This window comes from Paraflavisolibacter caeni (assembly GCF_025628885.1).
GTDB lineage: Bacteria > Bacteroidota > Bacteroidia > Chitinophagales > Chitinophagaceae > Flavisolibacter > Flavisolibacter caeni.
Map to the genome: position 1 here is coordinate 845826 of NZ_JAOTIF010000001.1, position 24730 is coordinate 870555.

Below are 24730 nucleotides of genomic sequence, written 5' to 3' on the forward strand. Positions count from 1 at the left end.
AAGCCGTATCAAAACTATGATACGGCTTCTTTTTTATGGTAGGAATAGCCGATATCCCAAATCCTCATATCCTCATTTCCTCACCTCCCCAAAATGTCCATTTTCTCGACAACTAAGTTCTGGTACTTGTCACGCCCATTATGCTGAAGCATACCCATTTTACAGAATTCAGCAATGTGGCGCTGCGCAGTTTTATCAGGTATACCTAACTTGATGGCTGCCTCCAGGTATACTTTTCTACCAAAGTTTTTAGGCAGAGATACAAAGAACCGTTCTTTCAGGTCTTTACGTTGTGGCAATTGTTCTTCTTCAGGAAGTTCAGAGAAAACTTTGGATGCATGTTTCACAAGCGTTTTGACGATATCCTTTGTGATTTGAAAATCCCTGTCCTCACAAAGCAGCTGCCTGGCAATAGTGCCATGCTCCATAATACGCAAAGCCGAAAAGATCATACTGGTACGAAAAGCAATCAAACCTAATCGCCGCACCGTCGCCAGGTAATCAACACCCTTCAAACTGATATAGGTCACTTGTATTTGAGAAAAGAATTGATTGAATTGAGCCTGCTGCTCCTCTGTAAGCTGGAACTCTATAGGCTCTTGCTGCTCTTCCAGTTGCTTGTAAAATTGAAAGAACTCCTGCCCAAGCTTGCCAAAATAAGCATCCAGGCTGTTATCTGAAGAATAAGAGAATACATTCTTCCATACCGGCTGTACACTCATGTAGTAGAACATAAAACGGCTGAACAGCCCGTTCTCTGCACTTGGAATTAAAGTGGATACTTGTTTAGGTGTTCCGGTTAAAATAGTAGAGATACAAGGGCTGTCTATATCTACATACTCCCTGTCTGTACGCCGGTAATAGGAAATGGTCTCATGATGAAATGCTTTCCGGAAACCATCACTGTAATTTCCATAGTCACTCTTGAAAGCCTGCGCCAGGGTATCTCCCTCCGTTTCAAAGATCATTCCCCTGCCTTCATTTTCATGCAACAATTGAAACACACCAGTAGTACTGTTATTTGCCGGTATCAACAGCATCTTTTCAGCCGGCTTACCGGGCTTTTCTACACTACTATCTTTTTCATTCTGGTTGAACTCGGCCAATAACAGGTTATATTCCTTTTTCAACAAACGGGCCTGTTCCCTCAGGTGCTTGTGAATCGGCAACACCAACTGCTTGCAATGCACCAGGCGGCCTTTACCTGCTGATGCTCTCGCGGTAATAAAAAGGAATAAGTTGGAAAACACCTGCTTGCCATCATAGATACCATAAATTTTAGGCAGGCAGGAACTCAGGGCCACCAGCGATCCCAAAAGTAAAATATCCCGCTCTTCATTCGAGGTGGCCAGCGCAACTGCCTTCTTTAAAAAATGGGGGACCTCTTCATAAATCCCTGCAGGCAGGGTAGGAGGCCCTTGCTCAAGTTCTTCTGCTGGCCCGGGCTCCGGTTGCAACTCCTGCTGCACCTGCTCTTGCTCTACCTTATCCTGCATTGCCTGATCCTCAGAGCCTGTGCGTTGATACTCCACTTTAGGGGTTGGGGGTGTGGCTGTGGCTATCCCCGCCTGTTGGGCATAATAGAAAAAGGTTTTAAGCGTAATACCGCTGCCTTTAGCCTTCAGGCATTGGTCATACTGCTTGTCACATTCCCCTTTTTCATACCGGGGATAAAAACAACTGACCCTGTGAAAATATTCCCTGCCAGCTGCGCCAAAAGCACTGGCCAGCCCAAAGCCTATATTACGCCAGTGGGTGTAAGAAGCTGTAATATCCACCCTTGCTGCTTCTATGCTGCTGATGACAAGTTCTACCTCAGAGGCATCAGTCTGGTAAACCGGTTGATGACTATCCTCCTTCTTTATCCAATCCTGTGGATCAAATTCTTTTCTTTCCATTAATGTAAATATTTAGGATTGATATAAGCATTAGGATCATAAGGCAGGAAACACGCCCTGGCCACATCCTTGCCTGACGGATCCATCTTTAGCCCGTACGTTTTAAAAAGGTAAGCACCAATGCTTTGGGCCCACTCCTGGTGTGATGTTTTATTAGTATTGATGGGAATGATCCACTTGAGCCCATCGCCGGAAGGAGAGACAAACAGCATTTCTGTTACAAAGTACGGATCCTTCAACAGCAGTCGCTTCAATCCTTCAACATCTGGCACATGATCGAAGTCTACAGTGAAAAGCCCCGAATGTATGACCAATGCATTATTTTCCCGGCTGGAGAAAATGCCGGAAAAAGTAACATAATCAAAATTCTTCTCTTTAAACTTACGGGCTTTCTCTTTATCTGTGATGGCCCTTAGTTTTTGGGTGACATTTTCAAACTGGGTACTGGTAATGACCTTATAAATATCCACAAGGCTGCCATATCCAAGAGGCACGGTATTTTGGATGGGCTTCCTGAAATAGCTGAATTGAGGAGATCTGACTTTATATACTTTTCTGCTTTTCATGTCAGTGGGATTTTGCGGATGATGACAAAAATGGGTCAATGAGGAAATGGGGATTTGAGGATTCTGAGGAAGTTGAGGATGTTGAAGCTTTTGACCATTGGCTTTTTTAGTTTGGCGCTCTACCTGTTTTTTGCCAATGCCCAGCTCCATATCCTCGTCGATCCTTTCCAGCAAAGCTGCTCCTTTTAGTTGGTAGTGCTGTGCGGCAAAAGCAAATACATTGCCTGCAAAACTTTGAACGGCTGTATCATAATGCATCGCCATATCCTTCCTGAGATACACCATCAGCGTATGTTCATCCCCGTTGAAAGGGTTTTTAGCCGGCTTGCATTTCTTGCCTTTTAAAACAAGAACCGTTTCATCCTTGGGATAATAATGATGCAGTATATGGGCATACACCTTCATGCCATAATACGTAAGATCGAGAATGTCTTTCCTGGTGATGATGATGTCTTTATTTTGTTCCATGAGTATCGGGTTTTGAGGTTACATAACTTTGTTCCAATAGGGCTTCTACATCGCTGACCTTGTAGTAGAGTTTGTGCTCGATATGGGTGAAAGGCAGACTGCCGTTGTCGCGCAACGTTTGTAATTTTCTTTTGCTGATATGCAGTGCCTGCATCACATCCTGGCTGTCGATCCATTGTTCATTCAGCTTGTCTGCGTTTGATTTTTCCAGTAAAAAAGAAGTGACCACTTGTTTCAGTTCATCCTTGGTAAAATTGCGTTTGCGCAGCAGCCAGGTATCCAGCTCCGTTCTTCGGAAGAAGATCATCTTCCCATTGGGTTTATAATGAGGAATGCCCCCCTGGCTGACAAGCCTGTACATATGAGCGTTGGGAAAGTTGCAGTACAGGCAGGCTTCACTGAAAGTCATGACCTCTTTCAGGTAAATACTTTGGTTCTTGATGAGACCTACGATTTCATCAAGTCGTTTGAAAATTTCGTCCATTTTAATAACGAAGATTATTGTGATAAAATGGACTTCAGCGCTAAAGTCAACTCCTGTTTCCGGAGTCAGTGTGAAATTGTGCAAAAGAATTCAAACTGCTAAAATCCGGATTTTCTATTTTTCGCATGTTGCTGAACGTCAGTTTCTTATAAGCTTCCCTGGTATTTTGCTCTGGTACGAACTATGGGAAAATCCGGACTTTCATAACTTGTCTATAAGGGAAATCCAGAGATTATTTTGATTATTTTCCAGGAAACGGCTCAATGCTCCCTTCTTGCTAAGGGTTCTGAATTGCTTATCAATATGGATATTGTACCTGCGATTGAAAAATTTCAGCACATCCTTTGCCGTAAGCGTATATCTACGCCCATTTATAAAGTAATACTTTTGAAAATATCCCTTTTGAAAAGCAACAAGGTAGATTGCCGCCATTCTTAAATAATTACCCATGGGCTTTCGTTGAAACTCGTAATCATGGTCAATAAGATGGTGTTCAAACAACACACGCTCCAGCCGCGCAAATCTTTCTTGATTAGCAACGATCTTTTCATAGGACAACACACCCGGTACAGGTGGTCTCACATCATACATCCTGGGTTGGAACACTTTTTCAGTTGACGGAACATAGGTGGTCTGCACAGGATGGATAGATGTTGAACACACCTTTACAATGAATGACCGCTCAGGTGCCGTTTCTCCAAAATAGTGCTGGTGGATATCCTCCTCACAAAATACTTCCATGTCGATATAAGGCGCATACCTTTCTTGCAATTCCAGGTAAAGGCGGATCAACTGGAATTTCATCAGCTGGAGGATATAGGTCGCATCAGCTGTGTCACACTCAGTGGTATGGCGAAAATAACTGGGCGGTAAAATGATGTCACTCTTATATCCTTTGCTATTGATAATAAAAGCCGTTCTCCTTAAATGTTGATCAACATTTTTGAGAACTTTAGTAGCAAGGAAGGTCCTCTCATCCTCACTGTTAGCAGCACCCATCTCTCGGTCGAAATCGCTAAGTATGCTTCTAAATTCATGCTCAATAATAGCCGCATAATATTGTCTCTTCGGCCCAACCGGCTTCAGGAAATTCATATCGAATATCGGCCGCACATGGAACGTTTCCAAAGTCAATTCATGCAGCAGGTGCTGGTATTTCACCGCTGAATTGGAGTCTTTCGTCCAGGGATTAAGAACACCATAAAGTATCTGGTCATACAATTTTAAAACATAATACAGTCTCATAGAGCAAAGCCTTATCTCAGGATAATTAGTTAGTCTTAGTTTGATTAATTGCAATAATACCTGATCATATAAAATATCATTATGATTTCAATAACAAACCCAGGTCCGGACATATGATAAACCATCAGTATATTTGCCGCCAAAAATTCGCTACCTAATGAAACAACCAATTGATTTTCTTGTACTTATATGTACATTCCTGATTGTGTCCTGCCAGAAATCTGGCAATTCTAATGAAACACCCCCTCAATTAAATACCAGTACCACCAGTATAACCTTAAACGGTAATTCGACAGCTATTGATTCTTTTACTGTCAATTACAGTGGTAAATGGACCTTATCAATAAATCCAACTACCGCTACCTGGTTAAAAACCAGTAGTACCAACGGAGTTGGCAATACAAAGGTGTATGTTACGATACAAGAGAGTAATACCACTGGCACAAACAGGACAGCCACTATAGTAGTGAAGCCGGATGAGAATGCAGCACAAGCAGTGAACATTTCCATCACTCAGAATCAATATGAATTTACACCATGGCGCAACGTTTATGGTGGAACGGAGAGCGATGAATTTACTGCAGCAATTCCTACCCCGGACAAAGGTTATATTGCTGTAGGTTCCACTTTGAGCAACAATGGTGATGTCAGTGCGAACCATGGCAAAAAAGATGTGTGGGTGGTTAAGGTGGACGCAGAAGGAAAAAAGCAATGGCAAAAAACATATGGCGGTTCCGCAGATGAAAATGGCAATGCAATCATTGCGACACCGGATGGTGGCTATATTATTGTTGGAAGGACTGCCAGCAGTGATGGCGATGTAACCAGCAAGCATGGGGGCGAAGATGTTTGGCTGGTAAAAATTGATGCAAATGGGAACAAGGTCTGGCAGAAAACTTATGGAGGTTCAAGTTATGAACAGGCTTTTTCCATTATTGCAGCTTCAGATGGTGGCTACTTGGTGGCAGCGGTAACGGCAAGCACTGATGGTGATGTGAGTGGGCAACATGTGACACCGGGCTTAACTGGTGCTGGTGATGCATGGTTATTTAAAATTGATGACACTGGAAATCTACTATGGCAAAAAGCATATGGCGGTACTAATTCAGAAATGGCCATATCTGTTACTAAAAGTGCTGATGGAGGGTATGTAGCTATAGGATACAGTAATGCTTACAGTGCAGACGGAGATGTTATGCCAACGCATGGATCGTTAGACTTTTGGGCTTTCAAAATTGATAAAAGCGGCAGTTTACAGTGGCAGAAAGCTTTCGGCAGCACTATGGTAGATTTTGCCTGGAGTATAGCAGCCACAACAGATGGTAGTTTCATTATTTCGGGTTACACTACTAGTGATGACGGCGATGTGACTGGTTTGCATGGCGGCAAGGATGCATGGATAATAAAGCTAAACGGGAGTGGAAATAAGGTATGGCAAAAAACTTTGGGAGGATCAAATGATGATGTTGGGCACTCAGTTATTCCCACACCTGACGGTGGTTGTATGGTGGCAGGAAGCACTGCCAGTGTGAATGGGAGTGGGCAGTATGTGAGTGGAGATGCCTGGGTTACGAAATTAAATAGCAATGGCGGTATAGAATGGCAAAAGCCCTTTGGTGGAACAGGATTAGATGTAGCCAATTCCATTGTGGCGACAGGCAGTGGCACCTACCTGGTTACAGGAACTACAAATAGCAATGATGGCGACATTGTAGGCCAGCACGGAAAAGACGATGCTTGGTTAATTGTTTTTTAACCAACCAGCAACAAAAAACAAGCTGATCAACTAGCCTTTCATTATTACCAATCTGGATTAGGATTAACACCTAATCTCCTCTATGCGAAAGCTAAGTGTAATCACTAACTCATTGAAAAACAGCAATATAGTGCTAAGAATCCCACCTCCGGGAATCTGCATTTCGGCCTTTTCCTACCCCCATTGAACGATTCTCACCCACAAAGGCAAATATTCAGATATAGCTTTGTGTCTCCAATGAATCAATGACCTATGAAAAACATCCATAACCAATGAAAACCATACAATGACCTATGAAAACTGTATAATCCAATAACCTATGTGAAAACAAAACTACCTGCTGATTTTTCTTTGAATTTTGATTTTTGATCCGTACCACTATTGAAAACATCCGTATCCTATTGAAAACATCCGTACTACTATTGAAAATAACCGTATCACTTTTGAAACAACCGTATCACTTTTGAAAACATCGTACCCTTGAAAAGCAATGGCGTTTAAATAATCCTATGAAAACAACCGTCTGACGCCGATAAAAAAATGATCCCCTCCAAACGGAGGGGATCATTTTTTTATACACCCATCTAACCCACCACTACCTCTTTATCCACCTCATAACAGCCTTCAACACCTGCGAAACCAAAAAGCTCACCACCGCCCCCACAGCCGCCAATATAGCCGTCTTCAACAAATCCTCACTCCTGATATTCGCCCACACAGTAAGCACTGTCGAAGTAATCATACCCACCCTCGTCATCGGATCAAAATAATGCTGCATAATATCCCTCCCATTTTTTATCACCCTCTCCGAAATCCGAAATCCCACATCCGAAATCCCTCCACCACTCATCATTCATCACTCACAGCCACTTGGCTCACTGCCGATGCTACACCACCCGCCACTGCCAAATACCCCGCAATCTTGATCACCACCACCGGTAAAGCAATTGGTGCACTCGTCAACGCAATACTAACAGCCGTAAGCACTAACCCTATATTTCTCAACTTAACAAAGAAAGGAGGCGTCGGCGCCGCCATTCTATTTAATATCGTCTTCATACTAATAATTTGAATTGTTGAAAATTGAAAGCCGGGTTCGGAACACTAGCTTCACCCTCCCCCGGCTCCCTTAGTTAATCATAGGAAAAGATCTTCCCTCCAAACTCCAAACTCCAAACCTCAAACTCCAAACACCCTAAATCCCTTCCACCTTCACCAACGTCAACGCATTGAATGATCCATTATTCAACGGGTACATCTCCCCATTCACCTCCTGGTAAAACTCAATACCCAGGGCCAAAAACAACGGATGCGTACTGCCAGGTGTCAGCGTACTCTCCAGGCTCACTGCAGCCGTAGGCATGTTGTCCAGGATCTGTACAGGTGTTTCCTTGGTATCCACCTTGTAACTGCCAGCTGTAAAGTCCACTTCAGCAGCCCCCGTAATAAACTTGTAGTGAGTAGCACCTCCTGGCGCAGCGATCATGTGAGAGGGAATAAAAGGAGGCACCGCTACACTAAACTGCCCGGTAGCTCTGTTGATGCTGGCATCATAAGGAGCATACAAACACGAAGAAAGTTTGCCCTCACTGTTGAACTCAAAGCCTTGCAACAACTCCACTTCACCGTCAATCACATTCCTCATGCCCCTGGTACTAGTGGCATCCGCCTTGATCACCCTCATCATCGCTGTAACCAGGCGACTGATCAATTTACTGTCTGCAGCATTTTGCAATAAACTGTTCAGCGCTGTACGCAACAGTTTCCCGGCTTTACCGGCCCTTCCAAACTCAGCTCCGTTTTCCCTCGTTCTTACAAACGCTGCATCATTAGCAATGCGATTACCGCTGATTCCACCTTTCAGGCGTACCATGTAGCCATCGCCTGATTTGTAGAAAGTAACATCTCCCATGGTACCCTCTACCTTAAAAATTCCTGCTTGTTTTGCCATAAGATATTGTATGGATTTTAACTGTTGTCAACCCCGGAGGAGGCCTTGCAGGATCAACAACGAAGATTGATTTTATTGCCATCCTCAACACAATGATAGCAGAAGAATTCAATCATTTTCACGGTGGTGCCCATTCGGACGCGTTTGCACCCAAATGCACCTAAATGCACCCTCTTTTAATAAAAACACCCCATTCAAAAGTTGCAATTGGCACCTTCCCCGTAGATCACATTGACGTAGTCATGGCAATAAAGTTATGCTGCCCATCAGCTTTGAAACTTTTATAAATGGTTTTACTTTAGAGGAACAATTCTCTATTGAACACCATTCCTACCTAAGCAGTAAGGTTTACCCTATCGACTACCATTCTCTATTTAACTCTACAATCTTCAATCCTTACCTGTGGAATAGCCCTATGCCCTACAATAATTTATCACTTTAAAGCAATAACCATGAGCAAACATCTATCCTTGTTGGTAGCACTAGCTATCTTGCTAGGTACGCAGCATTCAAGTGCTCAGAACACCTCTCCATACTGGAGCCTGGCGGGCAACTCCAATGCATCTTCTACCACCTCCAAACTGGGCACCACCAATGCTATCCCGCTACGGCTGTATACCAATAATGCCACCCGGGTCTATATCAACACTTCAGGTAACGTAGGTATTGCTACCACCGCCCCTGCTCAAAAGCTGCATGTAGCAGGCAATACCTATATTACAGGCAATGTGGGGATCGGTACCAATACCCTCAACTATAAACTGAATGTACTAAGTTCAGGTCACGCTATTTATGGAAACACTACCGGTACCACTAGCTATGGCGTTTATGGCAACAGCCCATATATAGGTGTTTATGGCTCATCTGGTACCTATGGCGTTTTTGGTACTGGTACTCAGATTGGCGTGCATGGACAAGGAGGTAATTATGGCGTTTCAGCAACCGCTACTACCAGCACTGGCTACGGCGTTATTGCACAAGGTGGTAGCAGAGGCATCTATGCCACCGCGAACACAAGCAACGGTTATGGCGTTTATGGAGTTGGTTATTATGGCGTTTATGGCACGGGTGGTACTTATGGCGTTTACGGCACTAGTTCTACTTTTGGCGTTTATGGCTTTGGCAATACTGGTGTATATGGAACTAGTAACTATGCTGGTGGTGATGCCCTTAGATCGTATGCTTCAGGTACTGGTAGTTGTTGGGGATTGAATGCCTACTCACAATATTCTTATGGCATTTATGCCTCCACCGGCACTGCCAGTTCCTATGCAGGTTATTTTGCAGGTAATATCTATGTTACAGGAACGTATGGAGGGTCTGACCGTAAACTCAAACAAAACATTACTGACATGGGCAGTGCTATAGATGTGATTAACAAACTGCAACCCAAAGCGTATGAATACCGGCAGGATGGAAACTTCAAACTGATGAACTTGCCTAAGGGCAAGCACTACGGTCTGATTGCTCAAGACTTGGAACAGGTGCTTCCTGATCTGGTAAAGGAAACCGAGTTCCGAACAGCAAAAGCTGCTGCACCCGTAGTTGGTCAGTCCAATGCTGGAAGCTCTGAACCTGCAGTGGTAAATGAAACAAATGGGGAAATCATCAACTTTAAAGCTGTTAACTATACAGAACTCATTCCGATCCTGGTTAAAGCAGTGCAGGAGCAACAGCAAATGATAGAAAAATTACAGCAGAACAATTCTGAACAACAGCAGCAGATCGATGACCTTAAGACAATAGTGAGGAAACTTTCAATTGGTCAGGGCTTCGATGCATTTTTAAGCAGGGCAGAACTTGGTGAAGTAAGTCCCAATCCGGTTAAAGGCAATGCAACTATTCAGTATGCCATACCTGAAGGAAGCATCAGGTCACAACTGCTGATTACAGATGTTTTGGGCAGGAAGATTAAAGCCTTTCAACTTACTGCCTCTGGTGTGATCAATGTGGATGTCACTTCCCTTGCCAGAGGTGTTTACAACTACTCTTTGATTGTAGATGATAAAATTGTAGCCACTAAGAAAATGACTGTTGCAAAATAACTCAGCCTTCGAAAAGAAGTAGAAAGGTGGCCCCATTTGGTGCCACCTTTTACTTTTAGGCAGGTGATAGATTTGCGGTAGCTTTGCCATTGTTAGTGATTTCTTTCGTCCCTATCAATACTGATATAATAGCTCGTTTTCTGCAAGGCACTCCTCCACCTGCCGGCCTTCTTCTCTACTCACTCTATGGTTAGCTGATGGACATCCTATCTGTACACATCTAAAACACCTCTGTTATGACAAAGCCTTCTTTTCTTCATTTAGCAGTCCTGCTCTTCCTTCTTGTGACTACACCCAACTTGCATGCTGTATCCGCACAATCGAATACAAAGTATGGCGCCTATGCTTTGGACAACAATACCACAGGCTTTTACAATAGCGCCTTTGGCTATGCTGCTTTATACAGAAACTCCACTACTAATGCCAGTACCGCAGTTGGTGCATGGGCCTTATATTCCAATAAATACGGCGCTTATAATACGGCTATAGGTGTGAATGCTTTGTACTCCAACTCAAGCGGCTCTTACAATACTGCCAGTGGTTATTATGCTTTATATGCCAACACCGCCTCTTACAATGTAGCTATTGGTTATCATGCTTTACGTTTTAATACTTCTGGCCATGATAATGTAGCCTTGGGGGTTGCTACTTTATACAGCAACACCACCGGCTCTTACAATACGGCGATAGGTGATCAGGCAGGTCCTTCCACCTCCGGCCTTTCCAATACTACTGCCTTGGGGAATGGAGCAACTACTAAAGCCTCCAACCAGGTGCGTATCGGCAATAGCTCAGTCACTTCTATTGGTGGCTATGCCAGCTGGTCCAAGCTATCTGATGGCAGGTATAAAAAGAATGTAAAGGAAGATGTCCCGGGACTGGCATTTATCACTCAGTTAAGACCCGTTACTTACACAGTTGATGTGGAAGGATTGGACAAGGCGCTTAATAAGGATTTGCCAGCCATCGATGACAAAGAAAGCCAAAGTGCAAGACCGACACCTTCAGCGGAAGAGATTGCTTCCAAAGCTGCCAGTGCTCAAGTCATTCATACTGGTTTTATGGCCCAGGAAGTCGAGGAAATAGCAAAGAAGCTGCAATATGAATTCAGTGGTATTGACAAGCCAAAGAATAATCAGGACTTCTATGGCTTGAGGTATGCTGAATTTGTGGTGCCATTAGTCAAAGCCGTGCAGGAATTGAACTTCATGAACAAACAACTCAAAGAAGAAGTAGATGCATTAAGAAGCAACAATGAACAATTAGAACAACGTCTTGAAAAGCTGGAAGCACTAATAACGATGAACAATATGAATGCTGCTCCTTTCTCTTCTGCTTACTTGGAACAAAGCACACCCAATCCTACAACCGGCGCAGCACTCATCCGCTATTATGTTCCCCAAAACAGCCGTACTGCCAACATGGTCTTTACAGACATGAAAGGAGCCATCATCAAAAGCATCACCATCAGTAATAAAGGAAATGGTCAACTCAATGTAAACACAGCTGCATGGACAGCAGGCACTTATACCTATACCCTTTACATCAATGGCACTCAAACAGACAGCAAAAAACTGGTCGTCGCCAGGTAATATGAACTAATACCATTTTCATCAAAGGGAAGACTGAATAATTTTCAGCCAACTCATTCTATTTTTATTTGCCTCATGGCCGCTTGTAAGTGATGAGCTCCGCACTTGCCACATTTATAGTGATTGATGCAGCATTGCTTTGCGCTCCCTGGTTGTCAGTGCCCCTGGCTGTGAATGTGTATGTGCCTGCAGGCAGGTTGCTGATGTCGCAAGTGTATGGACTATTGTATTCGGCTTTTAAAAAACTGGTCCCCTTATAAAATTTGACATTGCTAATAGTGCCATCCGGATCTGAAGCGGCTGCCTTCAATGTAAATGTTGCTGGCGCTGTGAAAACGCTATTGTTCGCAGGACTGGTCATACTGACGTATGGCGGTCGATTGGTAGTTGCACTGGCCTCCTTTGATGCCTCACCTGCTCCCATGGCATTCCAGGGCGTTACTTTATAATAGTAAGTTTTTCCTGCACTCAGGCCGCTATGGGTATACTGGATGCCGGTGATAGTAGAGGCTATAGTGGTATAAGGACCTCCACTGGTGGTACTGCTTAGCACACTATAATACTTGGCACCTGTCGAGACATTCCACTTCAACGTTATTCTATTGTTTCCACCTGTAGCCATTACGATGGGAGATGGTTTTTGATGGCGCAGTAAAGCTTCAATGAAATAATAATCTGCATAGACTAACGGTTGATCCACTTCATAATTCTTTGGCTTGTTGCCTACGCAGTGCCTGCTGATGAAATAATTGTTGGTGCCTTTCGCTGCCATGTATGTTGTTGAAGAAAGGGTTTTCAATGTGTTGATCCCAAAGTTGTAATACACATCTCTTTTTTCCGGCACATACTGGCTCAATTCCATCAGTGCGGCACTGGCAATACTGGCCGCAGATGCATCACGAAAATCAAAGGCATCAAAATCCCAGAACGGAACCAAATCGGCTGGCATATTCGGGTGTGTAATATAAAAATCAGCGATCTTCTTTGCCATATCAAGGAACCTGGTATCTTTTGTTTCGCGGTAGCACATCGTAAAACCATATAAGCCCCAGGCCTGGCCTCTTGCCCAGTCGGACAAATGATTCAATCCCTGGTAAGTAAGCTTGGCCAATACTTTCCCGGTATTCGGATCATAATCAACCAGGTGATAGGAACTGTGATCAGGTCTGAAATGATTGGTTATGGTGGTCAGCGCATGCTGTACCGCTATTTTATAAAAGGAGGAATCTCCACTCGCCTTTGTGGCCCAAAACAGGAGTTCCAGGTTCATCATATTATCGATAATGACAGGGAAATGATAGTTTGCATTATTCCACGACTTGATACAGCCTACTATTGGATTGTAGCGTGTAGCCAAAGATTTCGCGCCTTGCAGCAAGATCGTTTTGTATTGCTGGTTGCCAGTGAGCCTGTATCCCTGCCCAAAGCTGGAAAAGAGTATAAAACCTACATCATGAGTGGAGGTGTTGTATTGCTGGCTTTGCAGTCCTGCTGTCCATTGCTCGGCTCTTGTCCGCCAGGCAATATCTTTTGTCCTTTCATACATCAACCATAAAGAACCTGGAAAAAAGCCGCTGGTCCAGTCTCCTGCGGTTACTCTGATGATGGTGCCATCCGGGTTGGTAGAGCGGGGATATGAGCTTTTATTGGGATAAGCTTGTGCCAGCGCCAGTTGATCCATGGCAACGTTTAATGATAGGTTAGGATCAAAAGTTTGTGCTGCCGCCCTGCCGGTTACTGTTGATGTAATGGCCTGCAGGCACATGCTAACGGGCAGGCATAAGAGTGCCCTTAGTAATGAGGAGTTCATACTACAATAGTTTTGTCTGGTTCCTGTACTTACTTAATATCCTGGATTTTGTTCCAGTAACGCATCCTTGTTCAATTGTATTTCTGAGATAGGTATGGGCAACAATAAATGTTTGGATGCCAGCCCTGTGATTTTCAATCCCCGGCCAGCAGCTCTTTCTACCAATGTTTTCGTGCGCATTAAGGTCATGCGTCTGTTTTCTTCAGCCAGTAGTTCCCTGGCCCTTTCATCCAGTATAAAATCCATGCTTACTTGTGATGCTGCGATGAGTGAAGCATGGGCCCTTGCTCTCAATATATTCAGTGTAGCAGCAGCCCCGGCTGAATTGCCCTGTTTAAATTGTGCTTCTGCTTTCAGTAAATAGGTTTCACCTAAACGCATCACAATGATATCTTTGATGGAGTTGGTACCTCCTAAAGCTGCATTGGGATCATATGCATTCCACTTAGTGGTATAAGGCACAATAGCAGTGTTTGTATCAACACCGGCGCCTGGGATTACCTCCTTACCATAATTGGCATTCGTGGGATCATTATAATAGAACTTTCTCCTGATGTTATACTGCGAATTGCGCATGTCATCAGGCTCATACAATTGATGTATGACAAAATAGGTAAGGGCCATCCGGGCAATACCCCTGCCGCCCAAAGTATCTGCTATCACCATGCCTTTTTGATTATAATAACGCGGTACCCATACCCTGCGATGCTGTGGCCCGGCAAAGATATAACCTGGAAAAAGAGAGGACGAAGCTGGACCAAGACCTCCGATCACTGTATTGGGGTTTTCTAGTTCATGTACCCAGATCGCTTCTTTGTTCCCTTGGCTTCTCCTCTGGTTGCCATAAATGAACATATCTGAAAAAGGATCCCCGGGCTGGTTGACCTTGATACCATACCTTGAAGTGGTCAGACTGAAATCACCACTATTGATAACGGCATCTGCTTCCTGCTCTGCCTTTGCATATTCGCCTGTTCTCAGGTATACTTCTGCCAGCAATTGGGAAGCCATCGCCTTATTGGCCCGCGCATACAGCTTTCCGCCTGCATTGGATTTAACATTGCCGATGGAAGGCAAATTGGTTTTGGCAAATGTTAGGTCCGAAATTATCAGCTGGTCCACCTCCGTTAGAGGTGCTCTTACAAAATCTGTTTTAGGCTCCGTTGTTGGTTCGGTGGTAATAGGCACCCCGCCAAATAAAGTGGCCAGCGTATGATAGGCAAAGGCCCTGTAAAAACTGGCTTCTGCTTTGATACTGTTTTTATTGGACAGGCCCATCGGCACCTGGTCAACTTTTGAAATAACAATATTGCAGTTATTAATGAGGTTATAGGCCCACTTCCAGGCAAACAACGCAACAGGGTCGCTGGCAGTGAGCTTTTCATAGTTGATATAGGGAACCATATAGGGGTCTATATCAGCTACTGATTTATTATAGGCCACATCAGTACCAACTTGCCAGGCAGCCAGCCATCCCTGTGAGGTCACATTGTCCTGCTGCAGGGTGTGCCAGAGTCCGTATTGAACTTGGATACCGGCAATTGCAGATTCAAAGGAAAGGGAGTCTGTTAATGTCCCTAAGGTATAATTCGATTCCACCGTTTCGTCGAGAAAATCTTTTTTGCAGGATATTATGGTTACTACTGTAATGATCATGACTGCTGGTAATAGGAATTGCTTTTTCACCTTATTAAAGTTTTTTGAATTAGCGAAGTGTAATGTTGACGCCAAATACGATGGAGCGTACTAAGGGAAAGTTATTTTCGTTGGTGGCAACACTGGTTGTAATGTTTCTGCTGAAATCAGCCTCTGGATCCAGGCCCACCCAGTTGGTGAAGGTGGCCAGGTTTCTACCGCTGGCATAAATAGTAAGTCCGCTTAATTTTATATCATCCAGTAGTCTTTGCGGTGCTGTAAAACTTAAAGTAACATCTTTGATTCTGGTATAGCTGGCATCCTGGGGATAAGCGTATAACCTTGGATTGGTATAGGTCAGCGATGGTCTTGTATTGCTCTTATTCTCAGCTGTCCAGTAACCTGCTTCTGCCGGTAGATTTTGTCGGCCTCCTAGGTCCCTGAAGTCCATCATTTGATTGTATTTAGTAACGCCGTGCGCAGTTTGTATAAAGATGTTGAGGTGGAAGTTCCGGTATTGAAAGGTATTGGTGAGCCCGCCATACCATTTGGGAGCTGTTTGCCCCAGGATTACTTTATCTGCTGGAGTGATTGTCTTACTGCCATCAACATCTGCAAACTTGAGATCTCCGGGCTTAGCTCCTGGATCCTGGCCACTGGGATCTTCACCTGCCTGCCATACGCCTGCTATCTGATAATCATAGATGACATTGATAGGATGGCCTATGAACCACCTGTTTCCAATATCATCTTTGGCATCTCCATACAGGTCCTGGATCTTGTTTTTGTTGGTTGTAAAATTGACTGTGCTTTCCCACCTGAAATTTTTGTTGTTTATATTTTGACTCATCAAACTGATCTCAACCCCTTTATTGGATACTTTACCAAGGTTTGCCAATACCCGGTTGTAACCTGTAATGGAAGGTATTGCCCTGTATAGCAGGAGGTCTTTTGTGCTGGTGCTGTAAGCGTCTATGGTTCCGCTGATTTTATTTTGTAATATGCTGAAATCAATGCCAACATTGCCAGAATAAGTACTTTCCCAGTTTAAATCGTCGTTGCCTAATACATTGGCCGCAATGCCAATAGTGCTGATCCTGTTGTAAGGAAGGCGAACGTTGGCTAATGTGGTGGCTGTTGCATTGGGAGCGATCGCCTGGTTACCTACAAGCCCGTAAGATACCCTCAGTTTAAGATTGCCGACCTGCTTCACATTTTTCATGAAATGCTCATTGCTGATGTTCCATCCTAACGATGCTGATGGAAAAAAGCCGTATTTGGAAGTGGCAGATCCAAAAGCAGAGTATCCGTCTCTTCTGGCAGTCGCTGTAAACAAATACCTCCTGTCATATGAATAATGCACACGAAGCATTTGTGACAGCAAATTGGTTTGATAGGAATTGGAAGCTCCTGCCGTTGTAGACGCCGAGGATAGATTTTTAAATGAAATAGCATCATTGATAAAACCGGTGGCAATGGTACTGGACAAGAAAAAATTCGTTTGCTGCGCACTGTACAACCCTGTAGCATTCATATGATGTTTCTTCCAGGCCTTTTCATAAGTAAGAAAATTTTCGATCAGCCAGTTCTTTGTTTCAGTATTGTCCACCTGGGCTGCACCAAGTAGGTTATTAGCTTTCCTTCCTACATAACTTTGAAAACTGGTGGGCACATAGCTATACGCTGTATTGATTGTATATTTTAAACCTTTGACAAAACCTGGTTTCAATTCAGCAAAGACGTTGGTATTGATGTTTTTGCTCCTGTCATTTCGGGTGGAGTAAAGACCTAATAAAGGACTGGTATAAAGTGTTTCAGAAAACATAGGATAAATAGCATAAGAGCCATCGGCATTGTATAAGGTTCCATAAGGGCTCATTGCGTTAGCCAAGGTTAGGGCCGCCCTGCCTCCATCATAATTATTGTTGGTAAAAAACAAATTCAAACCAACCGATAAATAATCTGTAATGGTTGCATCCAGGTTAGATCGTATACTGGCTCTGTTATACTGGTATCCTTTGATGACACCTTGCTGTTTCAGGTAATCACCGGAAACATAAAACCTGACATCTTTATTGCCACCATGAATACGCAAGCTGTGGTTATGAATATATCCTTGTTGTGAAATTTCATCTATCCAGTCTGTAGTGATACCAGCCGCATAGTTATCTCTTTCAAAAGCATTAGGCAACACGTTTGTATTGTTGATCCCCGCCTGGGCCTTGAAGTCTGCATACTTTTGAACATATTGCTCAGGACCCATAAGCCTAACTGTATGAGCAAAGTCTTCAAGGCCTCCATAGCCATTGTAGGCGATGATGGTTTTTCCTGTCTGGCCGCGTTTTGTAGTGATCAGGATCACACCATTGGCCCCCCTTGTGCCATAAATAGCTGTAGAAGATGCATCCTTTAAAATGTCAATAGATGCAATATCATTGGGATTGATGTCATTAATGGAGCCGTTAAATGGAACACCATCTGCAACAATTAATGGACTGGTAGAAGCACTTATGGAACTTTCACCTCTGATCACTACAGTTGGAGCAGAGCCAGGAACAGAAGAACCTTGTGAAATATGAACACCGGCCACAGTACCTTGAATGGCCTGCAAAGTATTGGTAACAGGGAGTAGGGATAGGCGCTCCCTGGGCACTGAGGCTACAGCTCCAGTAACATCAGACCGCTTCCTGGTGCCATACCCAACAACGACAATCTCGTCAAGGGATGCAGTGGTTGATTTCATTTCAACTACCAGGGAAAAGGTCGTATCTTCTTTGATGTGATAACCCGACAATGTTTGTGACTCATAGCCTACCATGGAAAAAGAAAAACTATATGACCCGCCGGCAGGAATACGGGTAGAGAAAACACCAGTAGTATCAGTTCTTGTTCCAGAAGTAAAATTGGTTTTGTTATTTTGAATGATCACCGATACGCCAATAAGTGGTTCTTTATTGGCATCATGCACAATTCCTTTGACTAAACTGGTGGATGTCTGTGCATTTGCATCAAATGCTTGATATAGTTGAGTGAGCAACCAAAGGGCCAAAAGGGTAGCCTTGGATTTAATGACCTTAAATCTCATATGGCTTCATTTTTAAAATGAATGAAAAGGGCTTTCAATCAGAATGACTGATAAGAAATGTTTTGTTGTAACTGGTTCCCTTCCTTATCTAATGCTCATGAGTCGGTTTATTGCACAGGAAGGTCGTTAATTAGTTTTAATGCTTTTAGTCTGTATTCCCTTGCCTGACTTGAGTGTGCCACTTGCTTTAACAACGCCGTTGCCTCTTTAACTTTACCGGTTTTCAGGTTGGCTAAAGCCATGTACCATCTCGTTTTGCCTTGCCAGAATTGATCCGGGCTCCTCTTTAATGCATTACGTAATTCTGGTATCGCTTGACTTGTCTTATTTTCAGCCATGTGGCTTATGGCTTTGTAGTAATGAGCATAAAATAGGGTGATATTTTCTTCTTGCCTCTGTTGTTCGTCCGGTATTCCTCTTGTTCTTTGATCTTCAAGAGATGTTTGAATGGACTCTATGTCAATTGTAGCGATCGCATCTCTGTACTCCTGGTCTTTATAATGATCCATTGCATCTTTCAGAAGGTCTGGAGTACGGGCAGGTGTTTTATCTGCTTTGAAATTATTGGCATACAAAGCCTCACGTTCTTCTTTAGTTAGGGTGGAAGGTTTTATAGATTGGATACTGTCCTTGTTTTGTTGAGGTTCACTCTTTTCCTGCATCGCCTTGTGTTCATCTGTTTTGTTCACCGGTAGTGTGGACGTGTCTTCAGGAATGGTGCTTACCGGTTGTTCTTTTGTTTCATTTTTGTTGGCAATATCCTGGCTGCTTTTTCTTTCCGGAACCAACCAGATAACGCACAATGCAATAATGCTGATGAGTACAGCAGCAATGGCCAGGTTCTTCCACAGGTTTATACTTCTTACTTTGCCAACTTCGGTAGTTGAGGTATGGGCTTCTATGAACGCTTCTGGTTCATGATGCCTTTCATGGATGCCATATTCTTCATGCAGTTCTTTCAACGTATCTCTAAGCGCCGCTTCTTCCTCTGTATATTCTTCGATATCATCTACTCCATTTTCAATAGTTTGGTAAAGATCAAATAGTTTAGCTAGCTCCTCATCGGTTTCCAGGTCCTTCTCAAATTGCAATCTCTCTTCCGGGGTCATGTTGACACTGAAGTAATCCTTTACTTTTTCAAGCAAAATTTCATTCATGTTGTTAGTGTTTCAGGTTTCTATACTCAGGATCATCCATGACCAGCCTCATTAGTTTTACAATACATTCTGACTTTTTCTTTCGGGCGTAACCTTCGGTTATATGAAGAGCTTTGGCAATCTCCTCTGTTGATATTCTCTTGCCTGCTGCATTCCTTGCCCAGCTTAGCCGGATTAATTCTTTACAGCTTTCGCCCATCTCATTTAATTTCTTTTTGATTAAATTCAGACGGGCTTGTTTCAAGTTGTGTTCTTCCGCCACCTTGAAGTAGTCTTCTCCTATATCATCCTGTCTGTCAAAATCTGTAAATGTTACCCCCTCAGAGTTACTTTTTTTTAATTCATCGCGCCATTTGTTGGTACACATGCCCTTTATATAAGCACATATGGAGAATTGTAAGGTCAACTGCCGGGCCTTTGCGATCTTGAATAGATCAACCAAAGCTTCCTGGAAAATATCAGCCGCATTGGCTTCTGTACCTTTGTTTTGCACCACCATATTTCTAATAATTGGGAAGCATTTCTGGTAAAGTTCACCCAATAATTTTCTGTCATTATTTAATAATGCATCAATATACTTTTGGTCCGGGTGCATAATATGAATTTACAAAAAATTTTAATGAAAGGGAATGCCGCAACTATGGTTAATTTACCTGGTTCAATACCAATTTTTTGAGATGTTCATTGGTGATTATTTTCATTAGAAAATAACATGGCGGCTGGTTGATTTAAAACCTTGGTTTCCACTGACTTCTAAGATGTCGGGGATTAATGTCCGTTATACTGTGTAATACATAACGGGTATCAGGTCAAAATGAAGTTTGAACACCCTTTTGTTAGGTGAAAAAAATAAGATTTAACTTAAAAAAAATCATTATATTTAATAGCAGGCAGTTTTACTTCATGGCTTGTTGAACCGGCGCTTGATTCTTACCTATGTAACCTATTGGTTGAAACAGTTACTATTGAACAGCTTCAATGATTGAAGGTGCTTGATACCTTGAATGCTTAATGCTTTTTCAATATGGTTCGTCTTGCTGACTTTTGCCTGGTCCGTTTATGGATGCTCTTGCCGGTATACTTACTTATGGTCTCATCACCGGCAAGAGGGCAAATAGACAGTACCTTATTCAACACTATAAAAAAATGTGATCCAACGGCCTTGCAGCAATGCATGAAGAGTACCGTCGGCATGAATGTATCAGGCCGCAATGAAACCAATGCCTTAATGTGGGCAGCATATTATTGTGATCTTCCTTTGGTCAGGCTCTTGGTGCAACAGGGCGCAAAGGCTTGTGATTCTGCAGGCATTAATGTCGATGATCATTATTACGGCAGCATGCAAGGGATAGCAGCAGGAAGGGGAAAATTGGAATTATTACAATTCTTGGCCGACACTTTGCGCTTACCTCTGGATGAAAAAGAATACAATCCCAAAAGCCTCAAAAATGATGGCTGGACACCTTTGATGTGGGCTGTTGATGCTGGTCATTTGGATGTAGTGAGCTATTTATTGGAAAAAGGAGCGCGGGTGAATATTGATGATGCTGAAGGTGTCACTCCATTGATAAAGGCTGCTGAAAAAGAGCAGTGGCTCATTTTTGATTGGTTGCTGAAAGCAGGAGGTAGGGAAAAACTCGGCAAGCAGGCAGATTCTTTTATGGTTGCAGCCGCAAAGGTATCACAACAGGGGGCGACAAAAGGAGATCCAAACAAGCAAATAATGCTCCGCCAGTTTATTGTGGCTCTTACGAAAGCCTGCTATGGAGAAGAGCATCCTGTATATGCTCGGAATCTGAATAGCCTGGGCAATCTGTATTTCCAAATGGGCAAGTATGAAACGGCTCTTCTCCCGTATCAGCAAGCCTTGACCATTAGAAAGAAAATACTGGGAGAAGGACACCCTGAGTACGCAACCACATTAAATGATTTGGCGGATGTGTATATGAGGTTAGGCCAGTATGAAACTTCCCTGCTCTTATATGAGCAGGCTTTAGCCATTAAAAAGAAAGTACTGGGAGAAGAACATCCGGAATATGCAACCAGTCTAAATAGCCTGGCATATCTGTATAAAGAAATGGGGCAGTATGAAAAAGCCCTGCCTCTATATGAACAAGCTTTATCCATCACAATTAAAGTACAGGGAGAAGATCATCCCAATACTGCTAATGTTTTAAATAACCTGGCATTTTTATATAGGGAAATGGCTCATTATGAAAAAGCGCTCCCCTTACATCAGCAAGCTTTGGCCATCAGGAAAAAATCACTGGGAGAAGAACACCCTGATTATGCAACCAGTTTAAATGACCTGGCTTATTTGTATTTGAATATGGGCCAGTATGAAAAGGCACTGCCTTTATACGAACAAGCTTTAGCCATTAGAAAGAAAATACTGGGAGAAGAGCACCCTGATTATGCTACTACTTTAAATTTCTTGGCCATACTGCATAGGGAAATGGGGCATTATGAAACGGCCTTGCCTTTATACGAGCAGGCATTGGCTATTCGAAAGAAAGTATTGGGAGAAGATCATCCCTATTATGCTAGTGTTTTAAATAATCTGGCTTATTTGTATAGGGATCTGGGCCAGTATGAAAAGGCAGTATCGTTACATCTGGAAGCCTTAGCCATTAGGAAAAAAGTACTGGGAGAAGAACATCCCTATTATTTGAGAAACTTAAACGGCTTGGGTTTTCTCTACAGTATCTTGAACAGGCAGGATAAAGCTTATCCCTTGCTCTTGGAAGCTTCTGCTACTGAACTGAAATATATCCGTCAAGCCTATACTGCTTTATCCGAAAATGAGAAGATGTCTTTTTTGAGCAGGGAATCCGACCAGTTCCATTATCTGCCTTCTGTGCTTTTGGGTCAAAAGAATCACCAAGCAACACTTGTAAAGCAGGTATATGAGAATGAGCTGGCTTTGAAAGGAATGGTGTTGGAAGACCAGAAAGGTGTGCTCAACAGCATTCGCAGAAGCGGCGACAGCATCGCTCTGCAGCTGTATAAAGAGTGGCTGGCCAATAAAGCCTTTTTGGGCAAACAGCTGCTGCGGCCACTGAAACAACGGGTTTCTTATCTGGACAGCCTGGAAGAAGCTACCAATGCATTGGAACAACAACTCTCCCGGACTACGGCTGCTTTCCGTCAGCAACTGCAAAACCAGAAAATTGACGTTGAGGACATCGCTCAAAAACTGCAAAAGGGAGAAGCTGCTGTGGAGTTTACTAGTTTTAGAGTGTACAACATTAGAAACAGTTTTAGGGTTTACAACAACAGAACATGGACCGACAGCGTCATGTATGCCGCTTTGGTGCTGTTACCCGGGGATACTACGGTTCACTTCCTGCCCCTTTGTGAGGAAAAGCAATTGCAGCGTCTTTTATACGCTTCTTCCAACACTACTTTCCAAACTGTGGACCAACTATATGGCAGGAGGAAAACAGGAAAAGGAAATATGGCTGACTCCCTGTACCAACTGGTTTGGAAACCTTTGGAACAATACCTGCAGGGAGTTAAAACGGTATATTATGCACCAGCCGGACTGTTGCATCGTCTGTCCTTTCAGGCACTACCTATAGATGCCTCCAACCTGCTCATAGACAAATACCAGCTCCGTCAACGATTGAGCACTCGCTCAATTGCTCTGCCAACGCAACCAAACAGCAAATCACTTACAGCCTCTCTTTGGGGAAACATTACCTATTCTGCTCCTAGTAACTCAGTCCAAAATAGCCTGGCAATACACAAGACGAACACGAGGGGACTTTATGAAGTAAATACCGCTATCTCAGACTTTAATTTGTACACCTGGGACACTAAAGAGGCGAGGGGCGGCACTTCAGGCTGGCAGCCATTGCCTTACACCAAGGCAGAACTGGATAGCTTAAAAACAGTATTGACCAAAGCTGGCATGGAAGTGAATACCCTGAGTGGCTCCGAGGCCACAGAAGAAACCTTCAAGCATTTCAGTGGTAACAGCCCCGGGGTATTGCATCTGGCCACTCATGGCTTCTTCCTGCCGGTAAGGGAACAGAAAACTAATGAAGCCGATCTAAGACAGGGTAGTGCTTTTACGCTGCAGCAGAATCCCTTGTTTCGTAGTGGACTGGTGCTGGCTGGGGCTAATGATGCTTGGGCTGGAAAGCCGGTGCCAGCTGGAAAAGAAGATGGTATCCTCACCGCTTATGAATTGACACAGATGGATTTGAGCAGTACAGACCTGGTGGTGCTGAGTGCCTGTGAGACAGCCCTGGGAGATCTCAAGGGCAATGAAGGGGTCATTGGTCTGCAAAGAGCTTTGAAGATGGCAGGGGTCAAGCAAATGATCGTTTCTCTCTGGCAGGTGCCGGATAAAGTCACCATGCAGCTGATGATATTATTTTATCACTACTGGCTAACCGGGCAAAGCCCACAGGATGCTTTAAGATCAGCCCAACTACAACTCAAAGCAAAATACCCTCATCCTTATTTTTGGGCTGCCTTCGTTTTGGTTGAATAAAATATACTACTAGGCAGCCAATTCATAGCAAATCCTCACTTCTTTATAAGCTACACTTCTGTAAGTGATAAATTTTTCTTGGAAAGCAGGGTAACAATTTTCCTTTAGTAGAGACATTATTATACATCGTTGAAATGATGATGCAGGCCTGCTCTTCTAAATAGTCACTCTTAAACCAGAAGTTATGCAACACAATCCCCTGCAACTGGAAATACTACTTCCTGACAACACTACATTTGCTCAAAGACAAAAGCGCAAAGCCAATACCGCTATCAGCACACAGCATCTTTCTCCAATAGAACAACTGGAGCAGGCCTGCTGCCAGGGACTGTTAGAAATACTTTTTAAGGAAATCATACAAAGAATAATTGTAAGTAAAAGACTTTACCTGTGGCATATTGATCAATGTGCAGATGTGCTTCAAATACAATTGAGTGAATTTCCAGTGTATATACAAGAAAAATGCTCTATTGATCCTCACTTCTTTTTGCCTGTCTTAGTTTACAATTAATGAAATAGGCGCCTCCCTTTTGCAAT

Annotated in this window: 17 protein-coding genes; 5 read left to right on the forward strand and 12 right to left on the reverse strand. The window is 43.4% G+C overall.

Features of this window, described 5'->3' with window-relative positions:
- Positions 1-80: 80 nt before the first annotated feature.
- From OCK74_RS03530 to OCK74_RS03545, 4 genes are all read right to left on the reverse strand, one after another.
- Positions 81-1898: a DUF3987 domain-containing protein gene (locus OCK74_RS03530; RefSeq protein WP_279295610.1), complete on the reverse strand. Its 1818-nt coding sequence runs from the start codon at positions 1896-1898 to the stop codon at positions 81-83.
- Positions 1898-2932, reverse strand: a complete 1035-nt coding sequence (locus OCK74_RS03535; protein ID WP_279295611.1) for a BT4734/BF3469 family protein — start codon at positions 2930-2932, stop codon at positions 1898-1900. The genes OCK74_RS03530 and OCK74_RS03535 overlap by 1 nt, the downstream gene beginning before the upstream one ends.
- Positions 2919-3416: a helix-turn-helix domain-containing protein gene (locus OCK74_RS03540; RefSeq protein WP_279295612.1), complete on the reverse strand. Its 498-nt coding sequence runs from the start codon at positions 3414-3416 to the stop codon at positions 2919-2921. The genes OCK74_RS03535 and OCK74_RS03540 overlap by 14 nt, the downstream gene beginning before the upstream one ends.
- Positions 3417-3617: 201 nt before the next feature.
- A complete protein-coding gene (locus OCK74_RS03545) occupies positions 3618-4661 on the reverse strand; it encodes a DUF6617 family protein (protein WP_279295613.1) in 1044 nt (347 codons plus the stop codon).
- Positions 4662-4818: 157 nt separating this feature from the next.
- Between OCK74_RS03545 and OCK74_RS03550 the strand changes: the two genes are divergently transcribed.
- On the forward strand, positions 4819-6417 hold the full coding sequence (locus OCK74_RS03550) for a BACON domain-containing protein (protein ID WP_279295614.1): 1599 nt from the start codon (positions 4819-4821) through the stop codon (positions 6415-6417).
- Positions 6418-7012: 595 nt separating this feature from the next.
- Here the strand turns inward: OCK74_RS03550 and OCK74_RS03555 are convergent.
- The 3 genes from OCK74_RS03555 to OCK74_RS03565 form a co-directional block, all read right to left on the reverse strand.
- The gene (locus OCK74_RS03555) at positions 7013-7195 is read right to left on the reverse strand and encodes a hypothetical protein (RefSeq protein WP_279295615.1); all 183 of its coding nucleotides are present in this window, start codon (positions 7193-7195) and stop codon (positions 7013-7015) included.
- A gap of 71 nt (positions 7196-7266) precedes the next feature.
- Complete coding sequence (locus OCK74_RS03560; protein ID WP_279295616.1) at positions 7267-7476, reverse strand: hypothetical protein; 210 nt, start codon at positions 7474-7476, stop codon at positions 7267-7269.
- Between the two features lie 136 nt (positions 7477-7612).
- Complete coding sequence (locus OCK74_RS03565) at positions 7613-8368, reverse strand: hypothetical protein (protein WP_279295617.1); 756 nt, start codon at positions 8366-8368, stop codon at positions 7613-7615.
- A 452-nt stretch (positions 8369-8820) separates the two neighbouring features.
- Between OCK74_RS03565 and OCK74_RS03570 the strand changes: the two genes are divergently transcribed.
- A complete protein-coding gene (locus tag OCK74_RS03570) occupies positions 8821-10413 on the forward strand; it encodes a tail fiber domain-containing protein (protein ID WP_279295618.1) in 1593 nt (530 codons plus the stop codon).
- A gap of 236 nt (positions 10414-10649) precedes the next feature.
- Positions 10650-12005, forward strand: a complete 1356-nt coding sequence (locus OCK74_RS03575; RefSeq protein ID WP_279295619.1) for a T9SS type A sorting domain-containing protein — start codon at positions 10650-10652, stop codon at positions 12003-12005.
- A 73-nt stretch (positions 12006-12078) separates the two neighbouring features.
- Here the strand turns inward: OCK74_RS03575 and OCK74_RS03580 are convergent, their stop codons facing one another.
- The 5 genes from OCK74_RS03580 to OCK74_RS03600 all read right to left on the reverse strand — a co-directional run bounded on the left by OCK74_RS03580 (position 12079) and on the right by OCK74_RS03600 (position 20287).
- The gene (locus tag OCK74_RS03580) at positions 12079-13815 is read right to left on the reverse strand and encodes an Ig-like domain-containing protein (RefSeq protein ID WP_279295620.1); all 1737 of its coding nucleotides are present in this window, start codon (positions 13813-13815) and stop codon (positions 12079-12081) included.
- Positions 13816-13848: 33 nt separating this feature from the next.
- Positions 13849-15501, reverse strand: a complete 1653-nt coding sequence (locus OCK74_RS03585; RefSeq protein ID WP_279295621.1) for a RagB/SusD family nutrient uptake outer membrane protein — start codon at positions 15499-15501, stop codon at positions 13849-13851.
- A gap of 19 nt (positions 15502-15520) precedes the next feature.
- Positions 15521-18535, reverse strand: a complete 3015-nt coding sequence (locus tag OCK74_RS03590) for a SusC/RagA family TonB-linked outer membrane protein (protein WP_279295622.1) — start codon at positions 18533-18535, stop codon at positions 15521-15523.
- A 107-nt stretch (positions 18536-18642) separates the two neighbouring features.
- A complete protein-coding gene (locus OCK74_RS03595) occupies positions 18643-19692 on the reverse strand; it encodes a hypothetical protein (protein ID WP_279295623.1) in 1050 nt (349 codons plus the stop codon).
- Positions 19693-19696: 4 nt separating this feature from the next.
- A complete protein-coding gene (locus OCK74_RS03600; protein ID WP_279295624.1) occupies positions 19697-20287 on the reverse strand; it encodes an RNA polymerase sigma factor in 591 nt (196 codons plus the stop codon).
- A 429-nt stretch (positions 20288-20716) separates the two neighbouring features.
- Here OCK74_RS03600 and OCK74_RS03605 point away from each other — a divergent pair, with 429 nt between their 5' ends.
- The gene (locus OCK74_RS03605) at positions 20717-24193 is read left to right on the forward strand and encodes a tetratricopeptide repeat protein (RefSeq protein ID WP_279295625.1); all 3477 of its coding nucleotides are present in this window, start codon (positions 20717-20719) and stop codon (positions 24191-24193) included.
- A 184-nt stretch (positions 24194-24377) separates the two neighbouring features.
- Entirely contained in the window at positions 24378-24704 is a 327-nt protein-coding gene (locus OCK74_RS03610) for a hypothetical protein (protein WP_279295626.1), read from the forward strand.
- Positions 24705-24730: the final 26 nt, after the last annotated feature.